Origin of the sequence: Nocardia sp. NBC_01503, assembly GCF_036327755.1 — a bacterium.
In the GTDB taxonomy this organism is placed as follows: Bacteria; Actinomycetota; Actinomycetes; order Mycobacteriales; family Mycobacteriaceae; genus Nocardia.
This window is the reverse complement of record NZ_CP109596.1, coordinates 2,530,111-2,553,236: the sequence shown is the minus strand read 5'-3', so window position 1 is coordinate 2,553,236 and position 23,126 is coordinate 2,530,111. Positions and strand designations below refer to the sequence as shown.

The 23,126-nt window shown below is 67.1% G+C and carries 21 protein-coding genes; 9 read left to right on the top strand and 12 right to left on the bottom strand.

Annotated elements, in window-relative coordinates:
- Positions 1–117: 117 nt before the first annotated feature.
- On the bottom strand, positions 118–870 hold the full coding sequence (locus OHB26_RS11465) for a LamB/YcsF family protein (protein WP_330184158.1): 753 nt from the start codon (positions 868–870) through the stop codon (positions 118–120).
- A 117-nt stretch (positions 871–987) separates the two neighbouring features.
- On the opposite strand from OHB26_RS11465, the gene OHB26_RS11460 reads away from it, so the two are divergent.
- Complete coding sequence (locus OHB26_RS11460; RefSeq protein ID WP_330184157.1) at positions 988–1,815, top strand: hypothetical protein; 828 nt, start codon at positions 988–990, stop codon at positions 1,813–1,815.
- Between the two features lie 139 nt (positions 1,816–1,954).
- Here the strand turns inward: OHB26_RS11460 and OHB26_RS11455 are convergent, their stop codons facing one another.
- Positions 1,955–3,415, bottom strand: coding sequence for a CCA tRNA nucleotidyltransferase (locus OHB26_RS11455; protein WP_330184156.1), 1,461 nt, complete (start codon positions 3,413–3,415; stop codon positions 1,955–1,957).
- A gap of 128 nt (positions 3,416–3,543) precedes the next feature.
- Here OHB26_RS11455 and OHB26_RS11450 point away from each other — a divergent pair, with 128 nt between their 5' ends.
- The 8 genes from OHB26_RS11450 to OHB26_RS11415 all read left to right on the top strand — a co-directional run bounded on the left by OHB26_RS11450 (position 3,544) and on the right by OHB26_RS11415 (position 15,614).
- The gene (locus OHB26_RS11450) at positions 3,544–4,080 is read left to right on the top strand and encodes an NUDIX hydrolase (RefSeq protein ID WP_067567868.1); all 537 of its coding nucleotides are present in this window, start codon (positions 3,544–3,546) and stop codon (positions 4,078–4,080) included.
- On the top strand, positions 4,077–6,611 hold the full coding sequence (locus tag OHB26_RS11445) for a DUF6049 family protein (RefSeq protein ID WP_330184155.1): 2,535 nt from the start codon (positions 4,077–4,079) through the stop codon (positions 6,609–6,611). Before OHB26_RS11450 ends, OHB26_RS11445 begins: the two co-directional genes overlap by 4 nt.
- A gap of 479 nt (positions 6,612–7,090) precedes the next feature.
- Positions 7,091–10,957 (top strand): murein biosynthesis integral membrane protein MurJ, encoded by a 3,867-nt coding sequence (murJ, locus tag OHB26_RS11440; protein ID WP_442943006.1) that lies wholly within the window; start codon positions 7,091–7,093, stop codon positions 10,955–10,957.
- A 153-nt stretch (positions 10,958–11,110) separates the two neighbouring features.
- Positions 11,111–11,734: an RNA polymerase sigma factor SigM gene (gene sigM / locus OHB26_RS11435; RefSeq protein ID WP_330184154.1), complete on the top strand. Its 624-nt coding sequence runs from the start codon at positions 11,111–11,113 to the stop codon at positions 11,732–11,734.
- A 106-nt stretch (positions 11,735–11,840) separates the two neighbouring features.
- Positions 11,841–12,767, top strand: coding sequence for a hypothetical protein (locus tag OHB26_RS11430; RefSeq protein WP_330184153.1), 927 nt, complete (start codon positions 11,841–11,843; stop codon positions 12,765–12,767).
- A gap of 166 nt (positions 12,768–12,933) precedes the next feature.
- Entirely contained in the window at positions 12,934–13,917 is a 984-nt protein-coding gene (trxB, locus tag OHB26_RS11425; RefSeq protein ID WP_330184152.1) for a thioredoxin-disulfide reductase, read from the top strand.
- Positions 13,918–13,929: 12 nt separating this feature from the next.
- A complete protein-coding gene (trxA, locus tag OHB26_RS11420; RefSeq protein WP_330184151.1) occupies positions 13,930–14,268 on the top strand; it encodes a thioredoxin in 339 nt (112 codons plus the stop codon).
- Positions 14,269–14,414: 146 nt separating this feature from the next.
- Positions 14,415–15,614, top strand: a complete 1,200-nt coding sequence (locus OHB26_RS11415) for an N-acetylmuramoyl-L-alanine amidase (protein WP_330184150.1) — start codon at positions 14,415–14,417, stop codon at positions 15,612–15,614.
- A 77-nt stretch (positions 15,615–15,691) separates the two neighbouring features.
- On the opposite strand, the gene OHB26_RS11410 is transcribed toward OHB26_RS11415, so the two are convergent.
- From OHB26_RS11410 to rpmH, 10 genes are all read right to left on the bottom strand, one after another.
- The gene (locus tag OHB26_RS11410; protein ID WP_330185589.1) at positions 15,692–16,420 is read right to left on the bottom strand and encodes a GNAT family N-acetyltransferase; all 729 of its coding nucleotides are present in this window, start codon (positions 16,418–16,420) and stop codon (positions 15,692–15,694) included.
- A gap of 160 nt (positions 16,421–16,580) precedes the next feature.
- Positions 16,581–17,603: a ParB/RepB/Spo0J family partition protein gene (locus OHB26_RS11405; protein WP_330184149.1), complete on the bottom strand. Its 1,023-nt coding sequence runs from the start codon at positions 17,601–17,603 to the stop codon at positions 16,581–16,583.
- A gap of 4 nt (positions 17,604–17,607) precedes the next feature.
- Entirely contained in the window at positions 17,608–18,558 is a 951-nt protein-coding gene (locus OHB26_RS11400; RefSeq protein ID WP_442943005.1) for a ParA family protein, read from the bottom strand.
- 390 nt (positions 18,559–18,948) lie between these two features.
- Complete coding sequence (locus OHB26_RS11395) at positions 18,949–19,374, bottom strand: hypothetical protein (protein ID WP_330184147.1); 426 nt, start codon at positions 19,372–19,374, stop codon at positions 18,949–18,951.
- 99 nt (positions 19,375–19,473) lie between these two features.
- The gene (gene rsmG / locus OHB26_RS11390; protein WP_330184146.1) at positions 19,474–20,175 is read right to left on the bottom strand and encodes a 16S rRNA (guanine(527)-N(7))-methyltransferase RsmG; all 702 of its coding nucleotides are present in this window, start codon (positions 20,173–20,175) and stop codon (positions 19,474–19,476) included.
- Positions 20,176–20,328: 153 nt separating this feature from the next.
- Positions 20,329–20,889 carry a Jag family protein gene (locus OHB26_RS11385; protein WP_330184145.1) on the bottom strand — a complete coding sequence of 187 codons (561 nt, stop codon included), beginning with the start codon at positions 20,887–20,889 and terminating at the stop codon, positions 20,329–20,331.
- 66 nt (positions 20,890–20,955) lie between these two features.
- Entirely contained in the window at positions 20,956–22,044 is a 1,089-nt protein-coding gene (gene yidC / locus OHB26_RS11380) for a membrane protein insertase YidC (RefSeq protein ID WP_330184144.1), read from the bottom strand.
- 4 nt (positions 22,045–22,048) lie between these two features.
- Positions 22,049–22,372: a membrane protein insertion efficiency factor YidD gene (gene yidD / locus OHB26_RS11375; RefSeq protein ID WP_330184143.1), complete on the bottom strand. Its 324-nt coding sequence runs from the start codon at positions 22,370–22,372 to the stop codon at positions 22,049–22,051.
- Positions 22,369–22,788 carry a ribonuclease P protein component gene (rnpA, locus tag OHB26_RS11370; protein WP_330184142.1) on the bottom strand — a complete coding sequence of 140 codons (420 nt, stop codon included), beginning with the start codon at positions 22,786–22,788 and terminating at the stop codon, positions 22,369–22,371. Before rnpA ends, yidD begins: the two co-directional genes overlap by 4 nt.
- Before the next feature lie 13 nt (positions 22,789–22,801).
- Positions 22,802–22,945 (bottom strand): 50S ribosomal protein L34, encoded by a 144-nt coding sequence (gene rpmH / locus OHB26_RS11365; protein WP_083898281.1) that lies wholly within the window; start codon positions 22,943–22,945, stop codon positions 22,802–22,804.
- Positions 22,946–23,126: the final 181 nt, after the last annotated feature.

Sequence of the window (23,126 nt, the reverse complement as noted above, 5' to 3'; positions counted from 1 at the left end):
TGCGACCGTCGCTCGGCGAAGCTCGCACCCCCTCGGGCATACCCGATCCACGACGGGGATGTAGGCGGGACCGCGTTATCTCGGAGGAAGCGGGCTGCGAAGCTCATGACACAGCCATCAGACGAAGGGGCGCACGGGAATCGCGGCCTCGTCGAGCGCCGCACGGATACGACGCGCCATCTCCACAGCGGCGGGAGAGTCGCCGTGCACACAGATGCTGGCGGCCGAGACAGTCACCGTGCCGTCCGCCACGGTGACCGCCTTCCCATCGCGGGCGATCGAAAGCGCCTGGGCCACCGCCTCATCCGGGGCCAGCACCGCGCCGGGCAGACCGCGCGGGGCGAGCAGGCCCTCCGGCGTGTAGGCGCGATCGGCGAAACCCTCACCCAGGAAGGGGGTTCCGGCCGCGTGGGCGGCCATCTCCATTTCGGTGCCCGCCGGACCGAGGAGGGCAAGGGCCGAATCGAATTCGCGCATGGCGGCGACAATGGCGTTCGCGAGCTCCGGATCCGCCGCGGCGGCGTGGTACAGCGCACCGTGCGGCTTCACATAGCGAATGCGATCACCGGCCGCGCGGGCGAAGGCTTCCAGACTGCCGAGTTGGTAGAGCGTCTCATCCCGGAGTTCCTCCGGGGCGACCGCCATGGCGCGACGGCCGAAACCGGGCAGATCGCGGTAGCTGATGTGCGCGCCGATGCGTACCCCCTTCTCGACGGCCAGTGCGCAGGTGCGGCGCATGATCGACGGGTCCCCGGCGTGGAACCCGCAGGCGATGTTCGCGCTGGTGACCACGTCCAGCATGGCGGCGTCATCACCCATGTCATAGGCGCCGAAGCCCTCACCCAGGTCGCTGTTCAGGTCGACGGTCATGCCCCGATTGTGGTCGCGCTCGCGCTCGCTCACAACAATCCGACCGGATTGCTCGTGACCCGGGTCACCTCCGACACGCTGGTCATGTCGGCACCGGCCAGTAGGCTCGAAACAATCATGGCCACGTATTTCGATCCGAAGTCCTGGTCACCGCTGCGCGCCGTGGACTTGGGGATGGATCTCGGGAAACGCCTGTTCGACCAGGGCTGGGTCGACCAGTGGACCAGCTTCACCACCGCATGGCTGGATCCCGTAGCCGATTTCGGGGCCGGGGCGGTCACCGCGCTCATGCCCGATGTGCTCATGACACTGCTCTCGGAGGGGATACTCAGCCGGTTCGGCGGGCAGGAGATCCATGCCGCCCTGCTCGGACATGATGTGACCGCCACGCTGCACACCCTCAAAGTGCGCCGCCGGGGGGCGCATTTTCAGACCAAAACCGTTGTCACCGGCGTGCATTGGGATAGGCATCGGGTCGAGGAGCTGACCGTGATCGCGCACGGGGTGCGGCTGGTGCCCGGGGTGCCGACCCGGGTGCGGGCGGCACAACTCGATGTCACCGGGGTGATATCGCGGGCCGCGCTACTGGGGTGGGTCAATACCTGGCAGCCGGACTGGGAGCTCGAACCCGCCGCGGACGGACTGGTTCTGGCGCGGCACAAACGAAGACGGGTGCGGGCGCTCGTCGATGCCGAGATCACCGACAATCTGCTCACCATCACCGTGCACAGTGCGCACTGGAGAGGGGTCCGGGCGCCGCGGCGATTGACCACGTTGCAGCCGATTCCCCTGTCCGGCTTACCGAATCACGCGCGGATCAGCAGTACCCACCGCGTGGGGGACTATGTCTGCTTCGCCGCCGACCTGCCCGGGCTGACCGGGTCCTTCGATCTGGCGCAGATCCGTTCGGCGATCGTAGCGGGCACGACGCTGATCGTCTTCTGAGAGACGACATTCCATGGGAGCGCCGCCCCGAACCCCCCGAGCGCGAAAAGGGCGGTGACGCCAGGTCTCGGGGGCTCCGCCCACCCCCCAGGGGGAGGCGGCCACCCGCCGTCGACCACGAACGGCCACCCGCCTCCAACTACTTTGCGCCCTGCCACCATTCGAGCAACGCCGCCTCTGCTTCCGCACGGGGGAGGGGGCCGCGGTCGAGGCGAAGTTCCTTCAGGAACTTCCAGGCTTTACCCACGTCCGGGCCGGGCTTGATGTCGAGCAGTTCCATGATGGCGTTGCCGTCCAGGTCCGGGCGCACCCGCGCGAGATCCTCCTGCTCCGCGAGCTTTTCGATGCGGACCTCGAGATCGTCGTAGGTGGAGCGCAGGAGCGCGGCGCGGCGCTTGTTGCGGGTGGTGCAGTCCGCGCGGACCAGTTTGTGCAGGCGGGGCAGAAGCTCCGCGCCGTCGGTGACGTACCGGCGCACCGCGGAGTCGGTCCACTGGCCCTTGCCGTAGCCGTGGAAGCGCAGGTGCAGGTAGACCAGGCGCGCCACATCCTCGGTGAACTGCTTGGGATACTTCAAGGCGCGCATACGCTTTCGCACCATCTTCGCGCCCACCACCTCGTGATGATGGAAGCTGACCCCGCCGCCCGGTTCGTTCTTCTTGGTGGGCGGTTTGCCGATATCGTGCAGCAGCGCCGCCCAGCGCAGCACCAGATCCGGATCGCCTTCTTCCTGGTCGATGGCCTGGCGCAGCACGGTCAGCGAATGCTCGTAGACATCCTTGTGCTGGTGATGCTCGTCGATCTCCAGCTTCATGGCGGGCACCTCGGGCAGCACCCGCTCGGCCAGTCCGGTCTCCACCATCACATCGATGCCCTCGGTGGGGTGTTCACCGCCGATGAGCTTGTCGAGTTCGGCGTGCACCCGCTCCGCGGTGATGCGGTCGATCTCCGGGGCCATCGCCACAATCGCCTCGCGCACCCGCGGCGCGAGCCGGAAACCCAGCTGCGAGACGAAACGCGCACCGCGCAGCATTCGCAGCGGATCGTCATGGAACGAATCCTGCGGCAGCGCAGGGGTATCCAGCACACCCTCGAGCAGATCCGCCATACCGTCCAGGGGATCCACGAACTCGAGTTCGCCGAGTGCGCCGATCCGCACCGCCATGGCGTTCACCCGGAAATCGCGGCGCACCAGATCGGCCTCCAGGGTGTCGCCGAAGGTGACCTCGGGATTGCGCGACACGCGGTCGTAGGAGTCGGCGCGGAAGGTGGTGATCTCCAACTGCTGTCCGGCCTTGGCCGCGCTCACCGTGCCGAAGGCCAGGCCGCCGGTATCCCACAGATGGTCGGCCCAGCCGCGCAGCAACTCCTGCACCGCCTCGGGCCGGGCATCGGTGGTGAAATCCAGATCGGTGCCCAGCCGGCCGAGCACGGCATCGCGCACCGTGCCACCCACCAGATAGAGCTCATGACCGTGCCCGGCGAACAATTCGCCCAGCGGGGTCAGAACATCGGAGAGCCGTCCCACCGTGATCGCCGCCGAGGCCAGCAATCGGGTACGGCGATCCACGCTTGCTTCCTCGGACTGCTGCGAAACCACGAATACGCAGCTTAATGGAGTGGGTAAATCGCCTGCCACAGCATTACCCGTCGCCTCGGTTCCGCGCGATTCCCGCGGCACCCCTGCGGTGCGCCGGTCTGAGCCACGCACCCCTATACACTGGCGCAGTGTCTCCGGCCGATCGCGCGAACAGTCGACGCCGCCAGCCCCGGCGCCGTGGTTCGGCCGGTAATGCGGCGAAACCTCGCATGCGCACGGTCCGGGAAACCTCCGCGGGCGGACTCGTCGTGGACGGCCTGGACGGCCCGCGCGAGAAGCGCTGCGCCGCACTGATCGGTCGCACCGACCGCCGCGGCAGACTGCTGTGGTCACTGCCCAAAGGTCATATCGAAGAGGGCGAGACCGCCGAGCAGACCGCCATCCGCGAGGTCGCCGAGGAGACCGGTATCAATGGCAGTGTGGTCGCCGAACTCGGCAGCATCGACTACTGGTTCGTCACCGAGGGGCGGCGGGTACACAAGACCGTGCACCACTATCTGATGCGCTTCCTCGACGGTGAACTCTCCGATGCCGACGTCGAAGTCACCAAGGTGGCCTGGGTTCCCTTGAGCGAACTCGATTCCCGGCTCGCCTACGCTGACGAACGCAGGCTGGCCGAGGTCGCGAACCGGCTGATCGACCGGATGGAGAACGGCAGACAATGACGCGTGCGGGGTCTGGGCGTCCTGGGCAAGACACCGCGGGGGCGCTGCACCGCTGGATCCTGTCGCTCGTCGCGGTGATGCTGGCTGTGCTCACCGCGGGGGCGCCATTGGCGACCGCCGAGCCGACCGGCAGCGGCAGCGGCGAATCCACCGGGCCGAAATTCCTGAAACTGTCGCTGGATTCGGTGACGCCCACCGCCATCACCAGCACCAGTGACCCGTACTTCGTGGTCTCGGGGACGGTCACCAATATCGGCGACCGGCAGGTGGACGACGTCAGCGTGCGCATTCAGCGCGCGGGCGCGGTCACCTCGCCCAGCGGGCTGCGCTCGGCGCTGCGACTGGATCAGATCAACTACGACGTCACCGGCGAATTCCAGGATGTCGCAGATCGATTGACGCCCGGTCAGCGAAAGCAGTTCAGCCTCACCGTCGCCCTGCACTCGGCGACCGAACTGCCCAGTGGCATATCGGCTCTCGACATCACCGCGCCCGGTATCTATCCGCTGCTGCTGAATGTGAACGGCGAACCCGCCTACGGCGGCCAGGCCCGGCTCGACGACGCCCGCTTCCTGCTGCCGGTACTCGGCATCCCGCTGACCACCGCCGATCCACGGAAACATGAGGCGCCACCACCGGTTCCGGCGGTCCCCGACGCGCCACCGGTCGCCACCACCATGCTGTGGCCGCTCGCCGACCGGCCCCGCCTGGTCGCGGGCAAACCCGGCACCGTCGAGGGCGAGGCCCTGCTCACCGACGACGATCTGGCCGCCTCGCTCACCCAGGGCGGGCGACTCGACCAGCTGCTGTCCGCACTCGAGACCGCGCTCAAGCCCGACGGCGGCGGCGACGAGAACCTGAACGCCTCGCTGTGCCTGGCCGTCGACCCGGACCTGCTGCTCACCGTCTCCGATATGACGGACGGCTACCGGGTGCTGGCCAGCCCGTCGGATCCGGACGGCAGCACCCGCGCGGGCACAGGCGAACACGCCGCCAAGGCCTGGCTGGACCGGTTGAAATCTCTCGCGCCCACCATGTGCGTGGTCGCCCTGCCGTTCGCGCAGGTCGATCCGGAGGCGCTGGCCGCCACCGGCGACCTCACCCTGTCGGATCGGGCGCTCAACGCACCGGCCGATCTGATCGATCAGCTGCTGTCGGTGAAATCCGTCCGCGGCGTGGCCCTGCCCGATGCGGGCAGTATCGACAACGAGGGCGCCGAGCTGCTCGCCCACCACGGGTACAGCGCCGCGGTACTGGCCGACAATGCCGTCACCCCCTCCGACGGCCGCACCAATATCTCCAGCGCCAAGAATCCGGGCACCCCGATCGATTCGGTCAGCCCGGACCTGGTGCGACTGGGCGGACTCACCCTGCCCGTACCCGGCGGTGGCGAACCCGCGCCCGGCGCACCCGAATTGCACGCCGCCACCTTCGACATCTGGTCCGCGACCGCGCTCGCCGCCGTCGGCTCACACCCGCCGACCCCGCCGTTCACCCCGGACAAGGTGCGCTACGACCTCACCAACGACTCCCGCGCCGCCCGGTTGCAGGACGCGCTCGGGGCCGTCGCCTGGACCGCGCTCAATCCACAGCCCGACCGCCCGCGTTCGGCGCTGCTCATGCCGCCGCAGCAGTGGGGCCCCAATCGCGATGAGGCCACCGCGCTGCTCGGCCAACTCGACCAGATGTACCGCGCCAACCTCGCCGCGCCCCGCTCGCTCACCGAACTGCTTGCGCAGCAGGCGGATCCACAGCCCTACGACCTCGACTACCTGCCCACCGCGGCCGCCGAGGCCGTCCCGGACCACTTCGTCGAACCGGTCCGGGAGCAGGCGCACGACATCACCGAACTGATGAGCGCCCTGGTCGAACAGCCCCAGCAGGAGCTCGGTCCGCGCACCTTCCTGACCCCGCTGCGCGACGATCTGATTCGCGCGCTCACCATGTCCGACCGGCGCGCCGGATCCGCACTGGCCGACACCAACGCGCAGCGCCGCGTCGAACAGACCACCCGCACGGTCGACGACCTGTTCCATTCGGTGACCGTGCTGCCACCCGGCGGCGTCTACACCCTCGCCTCGGAGCAGAGTCCGCTGCTGCTGGTCGCCCGCAACGACCTGCCCGTCGCCGTCCGCATCAAATTCCGGATCGACGCGCCCGCCGAGACCAATATCACCGATATCGGCGAACAGGTGCTGCCCGCCAAGGGAACCCGCTCCTTCCAGATTCCGACCGAGGTCTCCGATAGTCGAAACCTGGTGATACCCATCGCCCTTACCACACCCGATGGGGTGCCTCTCGGCAATGCCGTATCGGTTTCGGTGCGCTCCAACGCCTACGGTCGAGTGTTGGCGATAATTACCGCGAGTGTCGGTGCGCTGTTGCTCCTGCTCGTCGCCCGCCGACTCTGGCACCGCTTCCGCGGTCAGTCCGATCCGGCGGATGAGGAATTCGACTCCGAGACCCGGCGCCGAGTGAACAGGTTCCGGCGGGCGCGCAAGCGTGAACTGCGAGACAAGGAGGCACGGTGAGCGAGTACGGCGGACCACGCTCGACCGGCCGAGGCGAAGGACAGGACGGGCCGCCACCGCGCACGCCCGGCCGCGGTGACGGTCCGGACGCTCCCGCACCCCGGCGCGCACCCTCCGCACCCTGGGAACGGGGCGTACCGCAGCAGCGCGGCTCCCGTCCGGGACCGCCGAGCCCCGGACCACGGGTGGGAAATCCTTCCTCACAGGGCATTCCGACCGTCATGCCCGGTCGGCCACAAGGTCAACCGTCCGGTCCACCACCCGTGCGCGGACCACGCACCGGCGAATCCGGGCCCATCATGGCCCGCCCACCGGGCCAGCCCCCGCGTCCACCGGCCCAACCGCCCCGCCGGCCGCAATCCAACCCGCAGCCGCCCCGCCCCGCCGGACCACCACCCGGCGGCGCGCACATCGCACCGGAGGACCGCTACCACTGGGGACACCGCCAGGGCGATCCGAACCAACCGCTCGGACCGGTCATGCGCAATACGCCCCCAGGCGGCCAGCGCTACCCGACCCCGCAATCCAATCCGCTACCGCGCCAAGCACCGCCGCGCCCCGGCGGACCCAGCACCCGCGAACAACGCGTCGCCACCGCCCCGAAGGCCGAGAGCTCCAACGCCAAACTGGTCCGGGACTCCGGCTCCATCGCCATCGCGACCCTGGCCAGCCGCATCACCGGCTTCGGAAAACAGCTGCTGCTGCTGACCGTGCTCGGCCCGGCCATCGCCTCGGCCTTCACCGTCGCCAGCACCATCCCGACCATGATCTCCGAGCTGCTGCTCGGCGCGGTGCTCACCGCCATCGTGGTGCCGACCCTGGTCCGCGCCGAGAAAGAGGATCCGGACGGCGGCAGCGCCTTCGTCCGGCGCCTCTTCACCGCCGCGTTGACCGTGCTCGGCACCGGCACCGTCATAGTCCTGGTCCTGGCGCCGGTACTGACCACGCACGTCTTCCTCTCCAATGACGGCAAGGTCAGCACCGCACTGACCACCGCACTCGCCTTCCTGCTGCTACCCGCGGTGATGTTCTACGGCACCTCGGCGCTGCTGATGGCCATCCTCAATACCCACGGGGTGTTCAAACCCGGCGCCTGGGCGCCGGTGCTGAACAATCTCGTGGTCCTCACCGTGCTCATCGCCTACCGGATGACACCGGGTGAGATCAGCCTCGACCCGGTCCGCATGGGCGAACCGAAACTGCTCATCCTCGGCGTCGGCGTCACACTCGGCGTGGTGGTGCAGATGGTCAGCCTGCTGCCCGCCATCCGCCGCGAGGGCATCGATCTGCGCCCGCTCTGGGGAGTGGACGAGCGGCTCAAGCAGTTCGCGGGCATGGGCGCGGCCATCATCCTGTACGTCGGCATCAGCCAGATCGGCTGGACCTTCGCCACCCGGATCTCCTCACACTGGGACAAGGCCGGCCCCGCCATCTACCAAAACGCCTGGCTGCTACTGCAATTGCCATACGGCGTACTCGGCGTGACCCTGCTGACCGCGATCATGCCGCGACTGAGCCGCAATGCCGCCGCCGACGACACACCGGCCGTGGTGGACGATCTCGGCACCGCCACCCGCCTCACCATGATCGCGCTCGTCCCCGTCGTCACCTTCATGACCTTCGCCGGACCGCAGATCGGTGAAGCCCTCTTCGGCTACGGCCATTTCGGCACCGGCCAGGCCATGCGACTCGGCGAGGCCGTCTCCTGGTCCGCGTTCACCCTGATCCCTTACGCGCTGGTGCTGATCCACCTGCGGGTGTTCTACGCGCGCGAACAGGCTTGGACGCCAACCTGGATCATCCTCGGCATCACCGGCGTGAAGGTCGTGCTCTCCGCACTGGCCCCGGTCTTCTTCGCGGAGGATCACGTCGTCATCGCGCTGAGCGTCGCCAACGGCCTCGGCTTCGTCGCGGGCGCGATCATCGGCGGCTGGCTGCTGCACCGCAGCCTCGGCGATCTGCGCATGACCAATGTCGGGCGCACCGTCACCCGGGTGGTGCTGGCCTCGCTGGCCGGTGGCGCGGTCATGCTGATCGCCGACAAAGTCATCGGCCTGCACCGGCTTTCGGACTCCTTCGGCGGACTCGGTTCGCTGGTGCGCGTCGGCCTGACCGCGATCATCATGTTCGGTGTCGCCTTCGGCCTGATGCGCCTGGCCGGCATTCCCGAGATCGTCGCCATCACCGTGGCCATCTCGCGGCGGCTCGGTATCACCGCGCCCGCACCGGATCTCGAACTCGACGGCGGCACGCTCGGCGATATGGGCGACACCACGCTGCTGCCCAAGCCGGATCTGCGCGCCGCGCCGTACTACTACCGGTTCGACCCGTACCTCGACGCGCAGACCATGGTGCTGCCCGTCATCCGACCCGATGCGGTTGACAACACCGGCAAGGGCGAGTTCCCGTACCCTGTTCGGCAGGCAAGCGCAAGCGCCGAAGGCGCTCGCGCGGCCTTGGACGATGGTGCCCGCAGGACACCGGGTCCGGCCCAACAGCATCGGTCTCCGACATACCAGGGCGAAGGAGGAACGAGGGTGAGCGACGACGCGGCGAGCGGCGTCCCGGCCGCCGAATCCGCAGCGGCCGCGGGCGGTGGGCTCTCCACGGATGCGCCCCCGACTCCGGATCGCACGGACGGAAAAAAGGGCGGCAAGGACGACACCGCGCACCGGGACACCGGGCGCGACCGGCACGACTCCGGGGAGCTACCGGAGCAGGAGGATCACGCGGGCCCCGAAACCGGTGTCTACGAGGCGATTTCGCCGCAGATGCCGCCCATGCGGGTGGAGGCCGCCAAGCGCGTCCAGCGCGGGCCCAAACTGCTGCCCGGCGCCTCCGTCGCGGGCGGGCGCTACCGGCTGCTGGCCGGTCACGGCGGCGCGCGCGGACTCAAGTTCTGGCAGGCCCTGGATGTGAAGCTGGACCGCGAGGTCGCGCTCACCTTCGTCGACGCCGACCAGCAGGCCGCCGATAACTCCGGACACGATGGGCCACAGGCGATCCTGTCCCGCACGCTGCGCCTGGGCCGGATCAACTCGCCCGGCCTGGCCCGCGTACTCGACGTGGTGCGCGGCTCCTCCGGCGGCATCGTGGTCGCCGAATGGACACCGGGCCGCTCGCTCAAGGAGATGGCCGATACCGTGCCGTCCCCGATCGGCGCGGCCCGCGCGATCCGGGCACTGGCGGCCGCGGCCGAACTCGCGCACCGCGGCGGCGGCTCACTCTCCATCGACCATCCGGACCGGGTGCGCATCAGCGCCTCCGGTGATGCCGTACTGGCCTTCCCGGGCACGCTCGGCGATTCGGACGCGCAGTCCGATGTCCGCGGCCTCGGGGCCATGCTCTACGCGCTCATCACCGCGCACTGGCCGATTCGCGTCGGCGGGGTCACCGGTTCGGCCGCGACCGTCGGCGGACTGCCGCTGGCCGATTTCGGTCCGGACGGAACCCCGGTGGAGCCCAGGACGATTCGGCCCGAGGTGCCCTTCGAGATCTCCGCGGTCGCGGTGCGCTCGCTGGAGTCCAACAAGGGTGTGCGCACCGCCGCCACCGTCCAGCATGTGCTGGAACAGGCGTCGGTGGTGGATCAGAAGACCGATCTGATTCCGGTGCTGCGACTGGGCCAGCGCCCGCCGTCCGCACCGGACGAGACCCTCGCCGATCCGGAACTGCTCGCCGCCGAGAAGGAACGCTCGCAGCGGATGATGTGGATCCTGGTCGGGCTCGGCGTACTCGCCGCGCTGGTGGTCGGCGTCATCATCTGGTGGCTGCTGAGCGTCTTCGCACCCGGCAGCTCCGAGGCGCCGTTGAACGAACAGCGCAATATCGGGCTCACCACCTCCAGTGTCGCGCCACCGGCCCCGGGCGCGCCCGAGTCCACTCCGGCGGGTGCCGCGGTGGCGGGGGTGCCGGTGCCGGTCACCGGGGCCATGGTGTTCTCGCCCGAGGGCACCCCGGACGGTGTCGGCAGCATCGGCGCGGTACTGGACAACAATCCGACCACGGTGTGGCGCACCGACGCGTACTTCCAGCAGTTCCCCGCCCTCAAGAAGGGGGTGGGGGTGCTGGCCACGCTGGGCAGCCCCAGCAAGCTCACCAAGGTGATCATCGATTCGCCGACCGCGGGCGCGCAGGTGGAGATCCGTACCTCGCCGACCGCCTCGCCGACCCTGGATCAGACCCAGCTGATCGGGGCGGCGACGCTCGGCAACGGGACCACCGAGATCGCGGTGCAGGCCGATCAGCCGGCCCGCTATGTCCTGGTGTGGATTACCGCGCTGTCCCAGAACGGTGGGCAGTACCAGACCTCCATCGCCGAGGTCCGGTTCGAGGCCGCGCCATAGTTTCGTGATATTCGGGATGGTCCGGTTATCGACGATGCTGTCCGGTTCGCCCGAAAACGCCCGCTAGCTGCGCTTTTATCGCGCAATCCGTTGCTACCGAATCGTTATCTTCGATATGATCTTGCGTACTCTCTGCTGGTTTCAGGAGTTGCATTGTCGTCTGCGAAGAATTTCGGAGTAGCGACCGAGCCACGAACTCGGCCCACAGCGACGGCTGTCCGGACCCGCCCCAGGGTCGGCGAGGCCACCGATCGCGATCTACTCGCCGCACACGCCCAGGGCGAGCGGCACGCCTTCGCCGAGCTATTGCGCCGCCACCGCGACCATCTCTGGCAGACCGCGCTACGCGCCTCCTATACGCCCGAGGACGCCGCCGACTCACTCCAGGACGCCCTGCTCTCAGCCCATCGCGCAGCGGGCGGATTCCGCGGTGATTCCGAGGTACGCAGTTGGCTGCACCGCATCGTGGTGAACGCCTGCCTGGATCGGATCCGTCGCAACAAACTGCGCCGCACGGTACCTTTGTCCGACGAGTCCGTACTCGAACCCCTTTATCCCCGCGACGATTTCGCGCGTCTGGACGCCGCCCTCGTGGTCGATGCCGCACTGTTCACGCTGCCAGCCGAACAGCGCACCGCCCTGGTCGCCGTGGAGCTGGAAGGGTATTCGATCGCGGAAGCCGCTGTGCTGCTGGGCGTTCCGGCCGGGACCATCAAAAGCCGGTGCGCCCGCGGGCGACGGCGACTCGAAGAACACCTGCACACGATGAACACCTGAATCCGGCGCGCCCGGCGCAGGATATTCGGGAACCGAAGTTACCTTCGGTGCGTCAAAAACTAAGACAGGTCTGCGAATTCCCATGAGGGTCCGATCTGGAGGGGCGATGAACGAGGACGACGCAGTAACAGGAGGCGCCATGGTGGCCGGGACCATCCCGCGACCACCGTGGACCACCGAACTGCTCGCCGATCTGCACGCCGGGAATGTCCCGGCGGACCTGTCCGCACAACTGTGGACACAGGTGCGCCGCGATCCCGGGGCCATGCGCTATCTGCGCTCCCTCGACCAGGTGAACCTGCGCCTGCGCGACCTCGGCCGCGACGAGAACATCGCACACCCCATGCCCGTCGAGGTCACCTCCCGGCTGGAGCGGATGATCGACGATCTCGCCACCGCCGAACTCACCGATCCGGGACTGCTCGCCACCGTGCACCGGCTGCCCGTACATCGCCAATCCACCCATCCCGCACCACCTTCCACCGCACCCATGCCGGTCTTGAACGGCTCGGCCATCTTCGACACCGGCCAACTCGACCCGCGCGAACTCGGCGACCTGACACCCGAGGAGTTGGAACAGGACGAGTACGAACAGATCGGCGATCCGGTCCACGGTGCGGAACGCTTCTCCCGTCGCCAGCGCTGGCTCACCGCCGCCGCGGCCGCCGCCGCCGTTCTCGCCGGGGGAGTGGTCGCCGTCGACGCCGTGCACAATCGCAACGCCGCCCCCGCGACGACCCAACCCGCCGACAACACCCTGGCCACCACATTCGCCCCCACCGATGTGCTGACGGCCATGGGCCGTCATGACATCAGCGGTCCACTCGCCAAGGGCAACGCGCTATCGGCCTGCCTGACCGCCGCACAGCTGAACCGCCAGGTACTCGGCTCGCGCACCGTCACCTACACCGGTCGGCCCGCCGTGCTGGTGCTGCTCGCCGGACCGCACGCCCCGCAGATCACCGCCGCGGTCCTGGGCAACGGCTGCACCGCGGACAACCCGCAGGTGCTCACGAGCGTCGATATCGGCTGAAGGCCAACACCACTGGTAGGAAGGGGTTCGGGGCGCGGTTCCCGAACCTTTTTTCCGGGAGTGTGCGGGCTCACCCCCGCGCCCAGCCCCCGGAACTTCGGGAACAACACCGTTTACCCTGTTGTTGACCGACCTGCCTGTTAAACATCTGCCTTCGGAGGCCCTCTTGACTACCGCTGTTCGCGACCTGATCATCGTCGGTTCCGGACCGGCCGGATACACGGCAGCCGTGTACGCCGCGCGAGCGGAGTTGCAGCCCTTGCTCTTCGAGGGCGCCCAGTTCGGCGGCGCCCTCATGACAACCACCGAGGTGGAGAACTTCCCGGGCTTCCGCGAGGGCATCATGGGCCCCGATCTCATGGAGGAGATGCGCGAGCAGGCCAAGCGCTTCGGCGCGGATATCCGCACCGAGGACGTGGACGCCCTCGACCTGTCCGGGACCATCAAGAAGGTCACCGTCGGCGGCGAGACCTTCGAGGCGTACGCCGTCATCCTGGCCATGGGCTCGGCCGCGCGCTACCTGAACATCCCGGGTGAGCAGGATCTCCTGGGCCGCGGCGTCAGCGCCTGCGCCACCTGCGACGGCTTCTTCTTCAAGGGCCAGGACATCGTGGTGGTCGGCGGCGGCGACTCCGCCATGGAGGAGGCCACCTTCCTCACCAAGTTCGCCTCCAGCGTGACCATCGTCCACCGCCGCGAGGAGTTCCGCGCCTCGCGCATCATGCTCGAGCGCGCCAAGTCGAACGAGAAGATCCGCTTCCTGCTGAACACCGAAGTCACTGCGGTACACGGTGATTCGGCCGTCACCAGCCTCACCGTGCGCGACACCCGCACCGGCGAGACCAGCGAACTGCCCGCCACCGGCCTGTTCGTCGCCATCGGCCACGATCCGCGCAGCGAACTCGTCAACGGTCAGGTCGAATTGGACGACGAGGGTTACGTCAAGGTGCGGGGCCAGTCCACCTACACCTCGCTCCCCGGCGTCTTCGCCGCGGGCGATCTGGTCGACCACACCTACCGGCAGGCCATCACGGCCGCCGGAACCGGCTGCCGCTCGGCCATCGACGCCGAACGCTGGCTCGCCGAGCAGGGTGACATCACCAGCAATACCCTCGATCACGCCGGTCGCCCGGTGGAAGTTAACAACTAAGGAGATCGACCCATGTCCGACGCCAAGACCACCGCCACCATCACGGTGAGCGATAAGACGTTCGCACAGGATGTGCTGGCCAGCGAGAAGCCGGTCCTGGTCGACTTCTGGGCGGCCTGGTGCGGCCCCTGCAAGATGGTCGCCCCGGTGCTCGAGGAGATCGCCGCCAGCCATACCGATACCCTGACCATCGCAAAGGTCGACGCGGACGCCAATCCGGAGACCTCGAAGGACTACGGCATCCTGTCGTTGCCTACCATGGTGCTGTTCCAAGGGGGCCAGGAAGTCAAGCGGATCGTCGGCGCAAAGGGCAAAGCGGCCCTTCTGCGCGAACTCGAGGGTGTTATCTGACGACGCGCCGTACGATGCCTGCACTCGACAGTTGCCGAAATCTGGTCCGGGTCTGAGACAATCGACCGACGCTCCGGTCGTGCACGGGTGTGTAGACCTGTGCACGAGTGGGTACCCGGGTTGGCGGAAGGAAAGGGCTCTTACGCATGCACCGACTTCGTCACGGCGATACTGGACCAGCCGTAGCTGAGGTTCGGGGCACCCTCGCAAGTCTCGGATTCCTGAACTCACACCCCACCGCCGAAACCAACGGCAATGGCAGTGGCGAGTACTGGAAGGACATCGAAGCCACCTTCGACCACGACCTCGACTCCGCGGTGCGCGCGTTCCAGCAGCACCGCGGCCTGCTCGTCGACGGGGTGGTGGGCCCGGCCACCTACCGAGCCCTCAAGGAAGCCTCCTACCGCCTCGGCGCACGCACCCTGATCTATCAGCTCTCCGCACCGCTGTACGGCGACGATGTCGCCACCCTGCAGCGCCGGTTGCAGGATCTGGGCTTCTACGTGGGCCGGGTGGACGGCTACTTCGGACCGCACACCCACGAGGGCCTCACCTCCTTCCAGCGTGAGATCGGCCTCGCCGGGGACGGCATCTGCGGGCCGGACACGCTCCGCTCACTGGAGCTGCTGGGCGCACGCGTCACCGGCGGCAATCCGCATCGCATCGCCGAGGAAGAGGTCGTGCACCGCGCCGGCCCACAGCTGACCGGGAAGCGCATCGTCATCGATCCGGGCCTGGGCGGACCGGACAAGGGCTCGGCCGTACCCAGCGAATTCGGCGACGTCTACGAATCGGAGATCCTCTGGGATCTGGCCAGCCGCCTCGAAGGACGTATGGCCGCAACGGGTATGGAGACCTTCCTGTCCCGGCCCTGGGGAGCCAATCCCTCCGATGCCGAACGCGCCGAAACCTCCAATACCTTCGACGCCGATCTGATGATCTCGCTGCGCTGCGCCGGTAACCCCAGCACCTCCGCCAGCGGGGTGGCGAGCTTCCACTTCGGCAATTCACACGGCTCCACCTCGATGATCGGCCAGGTGCTGGCCGGATTCATCCAGCGCGAGATCGTGGCGCGCACCTCCCTGCAGGACTGCCGCACGCACGCACGCACCTGGGATCTGCTGCGACTCACCAAGATGCCGACCGTCCAGGTCGATATCGGCTATCTGACAAGCGATTACGACTCGTCGGTACTCACCAATCCGCGTATGCGGGATGTGATCGCGGAGGCGATCCTGATCTCGGTGAAGCGGCTGTACCTGCTCGGGCAGGACGATCAGCCCACCGGTACCTACACCTTCGCCGAACTGCTCGCCGAGGAATTGGCCGCCGCCGAGCGTATCTGAGTAGTCTCCGACAGACGAAGAACCCCGCCCACCCAGATTTCCTCGGGGGAGCGGGGTTTTACTCTGCCTCGAACGATCTAGAGGGTGATCAGGCGGTTCGGCATACTCAGCGCCGCTGTCGCCAGCAGCTGATCGAGCGCACGCTCCACGTCTTCCTTCCACAGGTGGTCGCTGTCCAGCTCCAACCGCAGCCGCGGGAAACGGTGGTGTGCGGCAACCACTTTGAATCCGACCTCCTCCAGGAAGTCGGCGTCGATCATGCAGGTCTCCGGCGCGCACCCGGCCGAGGCGGACGGGGTCTTGGCCGCCCGTGTGGGGGTGGGGGCGATGCGCTCCATGAACATCATCGAACCCAGATCCGCCATTTGGGTGGTCGGCGGATCCCACCGAATACCGAACGCCTCGATGGCCCGCACACCGCGACGCACCAGATCGCTCACCACGGCCTGAATCAGCTGCTGGGCTACATCGCCACTGTGATACGGGAATTCGGCCCGCAGCGTGGTCAGCAGGACGGCATCCGGGCTCACCGGGGACGTGGGGAACAGTCCGGCGCGCGGCACCACGCTCGGTGGCGAGTACAACGCGACCCCGGCCGGTTGACCATCGATCAAGGCGACCTGCCCGCACGACCCCCACTCCAGGAGTACGGTCGAGAGCCAGGCCTCCTTCTCGAAGACCGGGTCGCTGAATTCTCGGGAGTCCGCTGCCACCGCCGGATCCATCTCCCAGAACACACACCGTCGGGCATGTGCCGGAAGTTTGTCGAGTCCGCCGAGGGTCAATGCGGTAACGCTGGTCGACACCGCTCTGCTCAGCCTCCAGCTGTCCGATTCATCCACACTCACGCCGCATCGATATCTACTCGCCAGCAAGAATAAGCGATCAAAGCAACACGCCTCTCGGGGGATAAAAACATCTGCGTCACAGTGACGTTTCCGTCTCGACCCCAGAGTAGGGCCGATTTCAGAGTTTCGATTGCTCCATCAGGCTGACAATTCGCTCGAGATCATCGATCGAACCGAACTCGACCGTGATCTTGCCCTTACGCTTACCCAGTGCCACCGTCACGCGCGTGTCGAAGGATTCCGACAGGCGCTCGGCGACATCCTGCAAACCCGGCATCTGAATCGGCTTGCGCTTCGGCGCCGGGGGAGTGACCGCCGCATCCGGATTCCGATTCGCCAACTTCACGGCTTCCTCGGTGGAACGGACCGACATACCCTCGGCGACAATCCGAATCGCGAGCGCCTCCTGCGCGGCGGCTCCCGCCTCCAAAGCCAGCACCGCGCGGGCATGCCCGGCGGAGAGCACACCGGCCGCTACCCGGCGCTGCACCGGAATCGGAAGTTTCAGCAGGCGAATCATATTCGTCACGACGGGTCGGGAACGGCCGATTCGCGAAGCCAATTCCTCATGGGTGACACCGAATTCCTCGAGCAGCTGTTCATAGGCCGCCGCTTCTTCGAGCGGATTCAACTGCACGCGATGGATGTTCTCCAGCAACGCATCCCGCAGCAGCGCATCATCCGCGGTCTCACGCACGATCGCCGGGATGGCCTCCAGGCCCGCGGCCTGGCTGGCCCGCCAGCGCCGCTCACCCATGATGAGCTGATACTGCGGTGTCGGCAGGCTCTCCACCTGACGCACCACGATCGGCTGCATGAGACCGAACTCCTTGATGGAGTGCACGAGTTCGGCGAGCGCCTCGTCATCGAAGACCTGGCGCGGCTGCTTGGGATTCGGGACGATCTGCTCGGGTGGGATCTCCCGATAGGTCGCGCCCGCGTCGATCTCCTCCGCCACCGACTCATCGGTCGGATCCGGAACCCGGTGCAGGAAGGCCGAAGCCGGCTGCGGTCCGGTCGGATCGAGACCGATGACGACATTGGCGGCAGCGCTACCCAACCCGCCCGGTGTGGCCGCGGGGCCGGTTGGGATCAGCGCGGCGAGACCACGTCCAAGTCCACCCTTCTTCGCCTGACTCATCGGTCTACTGACCCCTTTCGTTGTTCGCTGTCGCCGCCTTGGACGCCATCTCGCGACCCGCGTCGAGGTAGCTCATCGCACCCCGGGAGCCCGGATCGTAATCGAGCACCGTCATGCCGTAGCCCGGTGCCTCGGAGACCTTCACACTGCGCGGGATGACCGAGCGCAGCACCGCGTCACCGAAGTGGCCACGCACCTCCTCGGCCACCTGATCGGCGAGCTTGGTGCGACCGTCGTACATGGTGAGAACGACGGTGGAGACATGTAGTTCGGGGTTCAGATGCGCCTGCACCAGACCGATATTGCGAAGCAACTGACCCACACCTTCCAGCGCGTAGTACTCGCACTGGATCGGAATCAGCACCTCCTTGGCGGCGACGAGCGCGTTCACGGTGAGCAGTCCGAGCGAGGGCGGGCAGTCGATCATGACGTAGTCGATGTCGTATCCGGCGAGGTTCGCCTCCTGGATGGCGGCCTTCAACCGGCCCTCGCGGGCGACCATGGAGACGAGTTCGATCTCCGCGCCCGCCAGATCGATGGTGGCCGGAATGCAGAGCAGTCGCTCATTGTGCGGGCTCTGCTGGATGGCGTCGCGAACGGTGCACTCGCCGATGAGCAGTTCATAGCTGGACGGGATGCCGGAGTGATGCGGAATGCCGAGCGCGGTGCTGGCATTGCCCTGCGGATCGAGATCGACCACGAGCACCCGCATCCCCTGTACCGCGAGGGCGGCGGCCAGATTCACCGCGGTGGTCGTCTTACCCACGCCGCCCTTCTGATTGGCAATGGTGATGACCCGTTGTTCGCGGGGACGCGGGACCGCATTGTTGCCGCCGGGGTGCAGCACCTGACTGGCGCGCTGCGCCTCCGCGGCAATCGGAGTCTCGCTGGGGGAGATGTTCCCGAACGGAGTGCGGCTGAACTCTTCTGCGTCGAAGGTTCCGGTATCGAGCATGCCGTGCACCCGGGACGTTGTTTCCCGTGAAACATTCGCCGGACCGTTGGACATACAGGCTCCTAACCCCGAGAAACTCAAAGACACGTGGCCGAGTGGATGCGCGTAGGGAGAGCCGCCGGGCACCGCCACTGTGGGGCACTCACGCTCGACGTTCATAGCTTGCCAGTACGGGACACAATACGGAAGTTGAACGACAATCCCGCACCCGCGACACGCATAATCGCTCACCCCGAACGGAATTGGGACGATGTTTCACGGGAAACCAAGCCGGACAGACACTCTGCCGCCCGACCGGGAACACAGAACGGGCGCGACGGCGGGGCTTGCCGTCGCGCCCGTTCGGGTCGCGGTGGGGGAGTGGACTACTCGCCCACGGGAACCATCGGACTACTTGGCGGAGAGCGAGCTCAACAGTCCGGCGAGCGGGTTGCTGCCGGAGGAGCCGGTGCCCCCGCCCGGAGTAGTCGGCTGAGTCGTCACAGTGACGGTGGTGGACTTACTGCTGATGATCTCCTGGGTCGCCTTCAGCTCATGCGAACCGGTGGTGCTGGGCGTCCACTGGACGGACGCCTTGCTATTGCTCGGGTATGCCTTGCCGATCTCCGTGCCGTTATCGGTGAAGGTCACCTGGAACAGTCCGGAGGTGAAGGTGACGTCCGCCGTGACCGTGTAGGTCTGCCCGGCATAGAGGGTGGTGTCCGAAACGCTGATCCCATTGACGAGGGCATTGGCCTGGGGCGCGGCCACCAGCGCGGTCGTGGCCAATGCGCCCAGCAGTGCGACGCCGAATCCGGCACGCCGTGTGGTCTTCATGAAAACTCCTGTGCTCCTACCCACCTCTGCGTGGGGGTGACCCGGACAGTACCCAGGCGGGGCGGGGCGCACAGCGATTTTGAAAGAACTGCGTTTCAGCTACTTCTTCGGACGCGCTTTACGACGATCGGCCCGCGGCAGCTTCTCCGCACTGATCACCATGGTGGGCGTCTCCAGCACGCCCACACCGCATTCGAGCACCTCGGTATGGCCCGCACCCGCCTTGGCGAGTTCGTCCCGATCGCGCTCCAACTCCTCGATCGCACTGATTCCCTTGAGCGCCAACATGCGACCGTGATCGCGCACCAGCGGCATGGACCAACCCGCCAGCTTCGCCAGGGGAGCGACCGCACGGGAGGTGACGACATCCGCACCGCCCGCCTCCTTCTTCACACCCGGCTGCTCCGCGCGCCCGCGCACCACGGTCACCTCGAGTCCGGCCGCCTCGATGAACTCGGCAAGGAAGACGGTCCGGCGCAACAGCGGCTCCACCAAGGTGATTCGCAGATCCGGTCGCGCGATGGCGAGCGGGATGCCCGGGAGTCCCGCGCCGGAGCCGATATCGACAACGGTCGCGCCCTGGGGGATGAGCTCACCGATCACCGCGCAGTTGAGGATGTGGCGATCCCAGAGCCGTGGTACCTCGCGGGGTCCGATCAATCCGCGCTCCACACCCGCGCCCGCGAGCACCGTGTAGTACCGCTGGGCCAACTCCAGTCGATCGCCGAAAACCACAGCGGCGGCGGCAGGCGGTTCGAGACCCAGATCGGTCATCTCCGTGCCAGGTTCCACGTGAAACATCCTTCCGATTAACCCAACTCTCGGGACTCTCAGGGGCGTCGCCCCCGAACCCTCGGGGCGCACGAGACTTCCCGGAGGGCTTCGAACTCTGGACAAGCGTAGGGCCCCCGGTCTGTCCGACGCGGGGGCCCTGACTTCAGTGCGGTGCGCGTGTCACGCGGGGAGGACGACGACCCGTCGGCTCGGCTCCACGCCTTCACTCTCACTCACGACACCATCGACGGCGGCGACCGCGTCGTGCACGATCTTGCGCTCGAACGGAGTCATGGGGGTGAGCGCCTCACGCTCGCCCGACTCCAGCACCCGCTTGGCGGTCTCGGTGCCGAGCGCGCTCAGCTCACTGCGACGGTTCGCGCGCCACCCCGCGACATCGAGCATGAGCCGACTGCGGACACCGGTCGCCTGCTGCACGGCCAACCGGGTGAGCTCCTGCAGCGCGTCCAGGACCTCACCGCGACGACCGACCAGCTTCGCCAGATCCTTACCGCCGTCGATGCTCACCACGGCCCGGTCGCCCTCGACATCGAGGTCGATATCGCCGTCGAAGTCGAGCACGTCCAGTAGCTGCTCCAGGTAGTCACCGGCGATCTCACCCTCTTCGATGAGTGCTTCCTCGGCATCGACCACGGGCGCGGCCGCGGCCGCGCTCTCGGTCTCCGGTGCCGCCGTCGCAGCCGTCACTGTGGGGTCCCCTCCGTCGGTTTCAACAGTCATGGTTGTTTCCTTCATCTGGAGTTGTCGGCGCCCCTGCCGGTTGTCGCAGGGAACGCCTCGAGAAGATCAGCGGCGCCGCTTCTGGTTGGCACGCCCACGATTGCCGGACCGCTTCTTGGCCTGATTCTGCTTGGCCTGACCCGACTTGGCGGAGCCGTTCTGATTCGACTGCGGCGCATCGTGCTTGGCCATATCCACACCATTGGTGTCGGCCTGCGACGGCGCATCGACAACGGGCTTCTTCCGCGTATCGACCGGCTTCGCGCCCGGCTTCGGAGCATTCTGGGCGCGACGCTCCAGCGCGGCGTCCTTCTTCTCGTTCTCTTCCTTCTCCATGCGGCCGAAGACGAGATGCTGCTGCGCGTAGGTCCAGATGTTGTTGGAGACCCAGTAGATGAGGATGGCGATCGGCAGGAACGGACCACCGACGAGCACGCCGAGCGGGAAGACGTACAGCGCCAGCTTGTTCATCATGGCGGCCTGCGGGTTGGCGGCGGCCGCCTCGCTCTGCCGCTCCACCGAGGCGCGCGCGTTGAAGTGCGTCGCCAGGCCCGCGATGATCATCAGCGGTACCGACACCGCGATGATGGCGACCTTGCTCGGCATACCGCCGTACTCGGCGAAGGACTCCAGCACCGCGGTCTTCTCGGTGATGAAACCGGACAGCGGGGCGCCGAAGAGGCGGGCGGTCAGGAAGGACTGGACATCGCCCGCGCTGAAGAAGTAGTTGGCGGTATGCGCGTTGTCATACGGCGTCATACCGAGCTGACCGATACCGGTACCGGTCCGGTTGAACGAGCGCAGCACGTGGAACAGACCCAGGAACACCGGAACCTGAAGCAGCACAGGCAGACAGCCCATGAGCGGATTGAAGCCGTGTTCCTTCTGCAGCTTCTGCATCTCGACCGTCATCTGCTGACGATCGTTCTTGTACTTCTTCTGCAGTTCCTTGATCTGCGGCTGCAGCTCTTGCATCTGCTTGGTGGTACGGACCTGCTTCACGAACGGCTTGTACAGCACCAACCGCAATGTGAACACCAGGAACACCACGGCCAGCGCCCAGGCGAAACCACTGTCGTCGCCCAGCGCCCACCCGAAGACGCGATGCCAGAACCAGAGGATCCCGGACACCGGGTAGTAGATGAAATCGAGCACGGCGTTATGTACTCCCGTCGTTCGTATCGCCGGTCACCGCGGACGGTGACCCTTCATTGGCTGCTGCCGCGTGCCGGTGACGCGAACGTTCCGGTACGGGGTCCCACCCACCAGGGTGCCAGGGCGCGCATTTCGCTATGCGCACGGCTGCCAGTCCGAGTCCGACGAACAGACCGCGCGTACGGAGCGCCGTCACCGCGTACTCACTACAGGTGGGAGTGAAGCGGCAGACGGGCATGCGGGTGGGGGAGACATAGGTCCGATACAGCTCGATGAGGAATATCAGAGCTTTGGCCGGTAGACGGGCAGCGGCGCGCAGGACGTTCATGAGTCGCTGCCAGCTGTTCCCGATTCGCCACCGGCCGTGCCGGATTCGCTGAGGGTGCCGAGTTTGCGCAGCCCGCTCCGGATCTGTTTCTCGAGATCGACGGAGGGGGCTGTCGCCGCGCCCGGCAGAGCGCGCAGAACCACATCCGTGCCGTCGGGCAGATCCGCCGCGACGCTCGCACAGATATGACGCAGGCGGCGGGCCACCCGGTGGCGTACCACCGCGTTACCCACCGCCTTGCTGACAATCAAGCCGAAACGCGGACCGCCCACCCTGATGGATGGTTCCGGTCCGCTCGACTGATCGTCGTGTAGCAGTACGTGCACAACGAGATCCCGTCTCCCGATCCGCCGGCCTTGGCGCACCGTCCGGGAAAAGTCGGTACGTCGATGCAGCCGATACGGCTCAGGCAGCACCGACGATCTCGAATCAGGCCGTCAGAGACTTGCGGCCCTTGCCACGGCGCGCCGAAACGATGGCGCGACCCGCACGGGTACGCATCCGGAGACGGAAGCCGTGGACGCGCGCCCGACGACGGTTGTTCGGCTGGAACGTCCGCTTGCCCTTGGCCACGGTCAACACTCCTCTAGGTGGTGGGCGTCGGTTGACGCCCGAAGCTTTGTCGGTGAAACGGTCTGCGATCCGGCGAATCTGGGATCCATCGGCGCAAATACCCTTATCGGCACGGGCAGCACACAGCCGCCACCGCACCATAGGGTGACTGTAGAAGGGTACTGATCTGCTGGACGAGGGT

What these genes read in the sequence shown, in the direction of transcription:
- OHB26_RS11405 (WP_330184149.1), bottom strand. Translation starts at nt 17,603, where the DNA reads ATGAGTCAGGCGAAGAAGGGTGGACTTGGACGTGGTCTCGCCGCGCTG.
- OHB26_RS11415 (WP_330184150.1), top strand. Translation starts at nt 14,415, where the DNA reads ATGCACCGACTTCGTCACGGCGATACTGGACCAGCCGTAGCTGAGGTT.
- OHB26_RS11445 (WP_330184155.1), top strand. Translation starts at nt 4,077, where the DNA reads ATGACGCGTGCGGGGTCTGGGCGTCCTGGGCAAGACACCGCGGGGGCG.
- OHB26_RS11465 (WP_330184158.1), bottom strand. Translation starts at nt 870, where the DNA reads ATGACCGTCGACCTGAACAGCGACCTGGGTGAGGGCTTCGGCGCCTAT.
- murJ (WP_442943006.1), top strand. Translation starts at nt 7,091, where the DNA reads ATGCGCAATACGCCCCCAGGCGGCCAGCGCTACCCGACCCCGCAATCC.
- rsmG (WP_330184146.1), bottom strand. Translation starts at nt 20,175, where the DNA reads ATGTTTCACGTGGAACCTGGCACGGAGATGACCGATCTGGGTCTCGAA.
- OHB26_RS11400 (WP_442943005.1), bottom strand. Translation starts at nt 18,558, where the DNA reads ATGCTCGATACCGGAACCTTCGACGCAGAAGAGTTCAGCCGCACTCCG.
- OHB26_RS11430 (WP_330184153.1), top strand. Translation starts at nt 11,841, where the DNA reads ATGAACGAGGACGACGCAGTAACAGGAGGCGCCATGGTGGCCGGGACC.
- trxA (WP_330184151.1), top strand. Translation starts at nt 13,930, where the DNA reads ATGTCCGACGCCAAGACCACCGCCACCATCACGGTGAGCGATAAGACG.
- OHB26_RS11460 (WP_330184157.1), top strand. Translation starts at nt 988, where the DNA reads ATGGCCACGTATTTCGATCCGAAGTCCTGGTCACCGCTGCGCGCCGTG.
- OHB26_RS11385 (WP_330184145.1), bottom strand. Translation starts at nt 20,889, where the DNA reads ATGACTGTTGAAACCGACGGAGGGGACCCCACAGTGACGGCTGCGACG.
- yidD (WP_330184143.1), bottom strand. Translation starts at nt 22,372, where the DNA reads ATGAACGTCCTGCGCGCCGCTGCCCGTCTACCGGCCAAAGCTCTGATA.
- OHB26_RS11395 (WP_330184147.1), bottom strand. Translation starts at nt 19,374, where the DNA reads ATGAAGACCACACGGCGTGCCGGATTCGGCGTCGCACTGCTGGGCGCA.